At 63.4% G+C, this 5446-nt stretch carries 5 protein-coding genes; 4 read left to right on the plus strand and 1 reads right to left on the minus strand.

The annotated features are described in order from the left end of the window. Window positions 1-642 (plus strand): Gfo/Idh/MocA family oxidoreductase (locus tag WC739_RS24320; RefSeq protein WP_372955544.1); only part of this gene is annotated, 642 nt, incomplete at its 5' end. 120 nt (window positions 643-762) lie between these two features. Next, a complete protein-coding gene (mgrA, locus tag WC739_RS24325; RefSeq protein WP_372955545.1) occupies window positions 763-1809 on the plus strand; it encodes an L-glyceraldehyde 3-phosphate reductase in 1047 nt (348 codons plus the stop codon). 76 nt (window positions 1810-1885) lie between these two features. Here mgrA and WC739_RS24330 read toward each other — a convergent pair whose 3' ends face one another. Then, on the minus strand, window positions 1886-2980 hold the full coding sequence (locus WC739_RS24330; protein ID WP_372955546.1) for a serine protease: 1095 nt from the start codon (window positions 2978-2980) through the stop codon (window positions 1886-1888). A gap of 401 nt (window positions 2981-3381) precedes the next feature. Between WC739_RS24330 and WC739_RS24335 the strand changes: the two genes are divergently transcribed. Then, window positions 3382-4470 (plus strand): serine protease, encoded by a 1089-nt coding sequence (locus tag WC739_RS24335; RefSeq protein WP_372955547.1) that lies wholly within the window; start codon window positions 3382-3384, stop codon window positions 4468-4470. A 153-nt stretch (window positions 4471-4623) separates the two neighbouring features. Continuing rightward, the coding region (locus tag WC739_RS24340) for an MORN repeat-containing protein (RefSeq protein WP_372955548.1) at window positions 4624-5446 on the plus strand (823 nt) is incomplete at its 3' end.

Consider the following 5446-nt stretch of genomic DNA (forward strand, 5'->3'; position numbering starts at 1 on the left):
TTCCAGCCCGGCGCCGGGCCGGTGCTGGATATCGGGCCGTATTACATCACCAATCTGATCCAGCTGATCGGACCGGTGAAGCAGGTTGCGGCCTTCGCGACGACGCCGGCGAAGGAACGCACCATTTCATCGAAGCCGCGCGCAGGTGAAAAGGTTACGGTCAACACCCCCACGACGATCCACGGCATGATGGAATTCGAGAACGGCGCTGTGATCTCGCTCAACGCCAGCTGGGACGTCTTGCCGCATGGTCACGCGCCGATGGAACTCTATGGCGAGGCCGGAACGGTGTTCGTGCCGGATCCGAATTTCTTCGGCGGCGAGGTGCGCTTCACCGAGGAGGGCAAGCCGGTCAAGAAGCTGCCGAAATGGAAGCATCCGTTCAGCGTGCCCAACGAGATGCATGGAAACGGCATGATGGCCAACTATCGCACAGCAGGACTCGCCGACATGGCGCTGGCGATCATGGAGGACCGCCCGCACCGTTGCTCGATGGAACTGGCCTTGCATGCCGTCGATGTCATGACCGGCATCCTGCGCTCCGGCGAGACCGGCAAGTTCGTCGCCATGCGAACGACCTGCGAGAGGCCGGCGGCCCTCGGCGTCAGGCAAGCCAAGGAGTTGTTGGCAAGGAAGAATTAGCCGATGTGTCTCAGCCCTCTCCCGGTTCCTGCCAGGAGAGGGTAAAGGGAGAGAAACAGGACCGACTCGCCGCGCTTCGTCGGTCTGCGCCAACCGGCTCGCTCCATTCAAGGATTTCCGATGCCCTACAGTCCCGCCGAAAACCGCTACGAGACAATGATCTACAATCGCTGTGGCCGTTCGGGGCTGAAGCTGCCGGCGATCTCGCTTGGGCTATGGCACAATTTCGGCGACGACACGCCGCACAAGACCAAGCAGGCCATCGTCCGCAAGGCCTTCGATCTCGGCATCACGCATTTCGATCTCGCCAACAATTACGGCCCGCCGCCCGGCTCGTCGGAGGCGGCTTTCGGCGAGATCCTGCGCACCGATCTTGCCGGCTATCGCGATGAACTGATCGTCTCGACCAAAGCCGGCTATGGAATGTGGGCCGGCCCCTATGGCGAATGGGGCGGCCGCAAATATATGCTGGCCAGCCTGGACCAGAGCCTCAAGCGGATGGGTATCGACTATGTCGACATCTTCTATTCGCACCGTTTCGACCCCGACACGCCGCTGGAAGAAACGATGGGCGCCCTCGACCACGCCGTGCGCTCGGGCAAGGCGCTCTATGCCGGCATCTCGTCCTACAATTCGCAGCGCACGCGCGAAGCCGCCGACATCCTGAAGCAGATGGGAACGCCTTGCATAATCCACCAGCCGAGTTACTCGATGCTGAACCGCTGGGTCGAGGATGACGGCCTGCTCGATACGCTGGACGGACTGGGCGTCGGCTCGATCGTGTTCTCGCCGCTGGCGCAAGGCATGCTGACCGACAAGTATCTCGGCGGGATCCCGGAAGGCAGCCGCGCCATGCAAGGCAAGTCGCTGCGGCAATCCTTCATCAACGACAAGACCATCGCCAACATCAAGGCGCTCAACGACATTGCCGGCAGGCGCGGGCAGACGCTGGCGCAGATGGCGCTGGCCTGGGTGCTGCGCAGGGGCAAGGTGACCTCGGCGCTGATCGGCGCCAGCCGGCCCGAACAGGTCGAGGATTGTGTTGGCGCGCTCAAGACGCTCGAGTTCACCGACGCCGAACTCGCCGAGATCGATACCTATGCGCGCGAGTCCGACATCAATCTCTGGGCGGCTTCGGCCGAACGCACGGGTCCGGCGAGAAAGTAGGCTTCGTCAGGAGCCGGCAAACAAAACGGCGGGAAAACCTCCCGCCGTTTTCATGCGCATGCGAAATGGTCGCGGCTCAGGGCGTTTTCGGCTTCTGGGCGGTGCCGAGGCCGGGCTTCGGCTTTTCCGGCGCCGGAGCGGACGACTTCATCTTTCCTTCGATCCAGCCGGTGTAGTTGGCCAGCCGCGTGTAGATGCCATAGGCATCCTTGTGGCCGCAGGCAGCACTTCCGTCGGCCGGGCCTTCGCCCCAACTGACGACGCCGACCTGCACCGGGCCGTCCTTTCCTGTCATGAACAGCGGGCCGCCGCTGTCGCCGTTGCAGGCATCGCGCACGCCGCTGGTGGTGCCGGCGCAGATCATGTTGCTGGTCAGCGGATCGGTCATATCGGCGGCGATCGCATTGGCGGCAGCTTCGATGCCCTTTTCCGAATAGCGCATGCGATGGGACAGATCGCCCAGTGCCGCCTTCAGATCATGTGCATAGATAGCCTTGATGCCGCTGTTGCAGGCGCTGTTGGGCTCCAGATCGAGATCGGCGACCATCAGCGTGGTGGGAAAGGTGCCGTCCTGCATCTTGCCCCAGCCGGTGACGGTCGTCTTGCCCTTGTCGGGCGTCGCCTCATGGGCGAGCTTGATGGTCGGCGCATCGGCGGGGCCGGCAAGCCGGAGCAGGCCCAGGTCATTGTCCAGCGTCTGCTCGCTGTAGCCCTCATTGACGATGACCTGCACCACCTTGTGGCGCTTGCCTTCGCTGAGGTCGGTGGCCCCGGTCAACACGGTGATCGAATCCGGTGAAACGGGCTCACCCTTGTCGTTGAGGCAATGCGCGGCCGTCAGCACCCATTGCGGCGCGATCAGGCTGCCGCCGCAGAACTGCGCGTTTGCCTGCGACGCCGGGCTCTCGTCCAGCCGGTCGGTGGTGAGCAGCGCGACCTGGAACGGGTAAGCGCCTTTTTCGGCCTGATAGCCGCCATAGACGCGATCGGAGCCATCGGGGTTCTCCGCCGCGGCCTTTGCTCTTGCATCGTTCACGCGTTTCATCGGCGAGACCGCGGCTTCGGGCCTGACGATGTCGTCGGCCCGGCTGCTGCCGGCGATGGCGAGGGCCGAGACAATGGCGAGCATCGACGCGGCGACGATCGGCCTGAACCGATTGGTAATGTGCACCTTGAGACCTCCTGAGACAGTGTTTCCGAGCAGGCCGGCGTCGGACATTGCGCAGCGAGGCGATGCCGGTTTCGATATCCGGACGCGCGCCGAAGTCCTTCGACGCGCGATCGGTCACAAACCGGATCCCACTTTTTGCCACCCGTGCCCGCGAGCAGAACCCGCGCAAAATCCTATAGCCCCCCACGGGCTACGTGGAAGCGATTTGTCATTGCCAATCTAGGATTATTTTAGGCAATATATCGTGGCGGGGGTTTTTTGGCGGGGGCCGTGAAATGACCTTGCAGAACAACGATCGGACTGGTGACCGGTGAGGAAACTCATTTTTCGGTCTCACCACGATCTCGACAATATTTCTGTATTTTGATCCAGTCCTTGCTGACTTTTGGGAGAGTCTCACCATGACAAAACTGACAAACGCAGTCTTTGCGTCCGCATTGCTTTCCACAGCGATGTGGGCGGTTCCGGCTTTCGCCGCCGATCCTGGCTCCGCCAGTGCCGGAAATGGCGAAAGCACACGGGACGCGACTGCAGGCGACTACAAGCCCGGGCGGGCAAAGCCTATCGCGCCGCCGAAACTGACCGACGAGGACAGCCGCGCCGCGCCGCTCGCCGACGAGGCAACGGCGGTCAAATCCTATGGCATCGTCGGGCGTTCCGCCGATGGCAAGGAGATCAAGATCGAGCCGACCGAGGCACTGCGGGAGCTCATCATCAAGGAACTGAACGCGCCGGCCAATGGAACAGAGGGAGCTCCTCGCAAGACCGAGGATCCCGACCTTGGCGAAGGCGAAGCCGGCCGCCAGGTTTTCGGCGCCGACGACCGGGTGCAGGTCAAGAACACCAAGACCTATCCGTTCTCGGCGATCGGCTACCTCGAGGCCAAGTCGAAGACCGGCTTTGGCAGCTGCTCGGCGACGCTGATCGGCCCGCGCACGGTGCTGACCGCGGCGCACTGCCTCTACAGCAACGAGGACAAGGACTGGCTCTCCGACTATCTGTTCGTGCCTGGCCTCAACGGCAGCACTGCCGATGACGCGCCGTTCGGCGCGTTCGAATATGAAAGCGCCTATGTGCTGCAGGGGTTCATCGACAACTACCAGGGCTATTATGGTTCGGTCATCCCGTGGGATCTCGGCATCGTCACCCTGAAGCAGGATGTCGGCACCAATCTGGGCTGGCTGGGCTATGCCAACTATGACGACCTCGGCGACTTCACCGCCAACCTCGTCGGCTATCCCGGCGACAAGCCGATGGGCACGATGTGGAAGGCGAGCTGCGAAGTGCACGCCGAAAACATCGCCCCGGAATATTTCCAGTATGATTGCGACACATTCCCGGGGTCGAGCGGCAGCTCGGTCTATGCCTATGACAACAACTCCAAGCAGCGCATCATCACCGGCGTCAATGTGGCGGAAAGCCCCGACGCGAACACGGCGGTGCGCCTGAACGCTGCCAACGTCGAGTGGATCAACAGCCTCTATAAATAAGCGCCGCGGCTACGCGGTGTCAGGCAAGGGCGGCGGATCGATCCGCCGCCCTTTTTCGTGGCGATGCTTCCCGTGCGGCTTCTCTTGCACGAGGCCGGATCGCCGACTACGCTTGGTAGGCCAAGGGGTTGGGCATCCAGAGGGGTTTGGGGGATGGCGCGGGCAAGGGCAGTGTTCGGGATAGCGGCAATGCTGGGCGTGCTGGTGCTTTCGCCGGGCTTCGCCGATCCGCTCGCCGCGCCCGTCGGCGGCGCCTGGGCGCAACGGGTCCAGATTCTCTACCAGTCGGATACGCGCTCGGTGCTGCGCAGGACGGTCCGTGCCTGGGATTTCCACCCGGAAAAAAACCTCGACTTCATCTGGGAGCCGGCGGCAGGCCAATCACCCGACCGGACGATCGGTGACGGCGGCACCATCAACGGCAGGGGCAGGCTGGTCTGGCGCGTGCGCGGATCCGCGAGTTACGATCCCAAGACCGTCTATTCCAGCTATTTCGGCGAGGTCAGGAATGGCCGGCCCGACGGGCAAGGCCGGCTGGAGCTGCGCTCGGGCGAGGCTTTCGAGGGGCATTGGCTCGCCGGCGTGCTCGACGGCACCGGGATCCATGTCGACGCTGACGGCAATCGCTATGAGGGACAGTTCGTCGCCGGCGTACCGAGCGGGCAAGGCCGGCTGACTATGGCCACCGGCGAGATATTCGTGGGGCCGTTCCTAGACGGTCAGAAGAACGGCACGGGCCAGACCCGGCTCGCCGGCGGTACGGTCTATACGTCGCAATGGATCCTGGGCAAGGAGGTTGGCGGCTCTCGCCCCGACGTGCTGGCGGATGCGAAGGTCGGTGGCCTGCTCAAGGCGCGGACCGGCGGCGGCGCCGCCGACAAGGTCGAGATCGGCGTCGCGGTCGACCAGCGCATGACCCAGCAGTCCGACATGCAGTACCAGCACCTGGTGCGCGACGAGGACATCGCGATCTATC

Source organism: Mesorhizobium sp. (assembly GCF_041661565.1).
Classification (GTDB): Bacteria; Pseudomonadota; Alphaproteobacteria; order Rhizobiales; family Rhizobiaceae; genus Mesorhizobium.

Coding starts and splice junctions, on each gene's coding strand:
- mgrA (WP_372955545.1), top strand. CDS start 763: ATGCCCTACAGTCCCGCCGAAAACCGCTACGAGACAATGATCTACAAT.
- WC739_RS24335 (WP_372955547.1), top strand. CDS start 3,382: ATGACAAAACTGACAAACGCAGTCTTTGCGTCCGCATTGCTTTCCACA.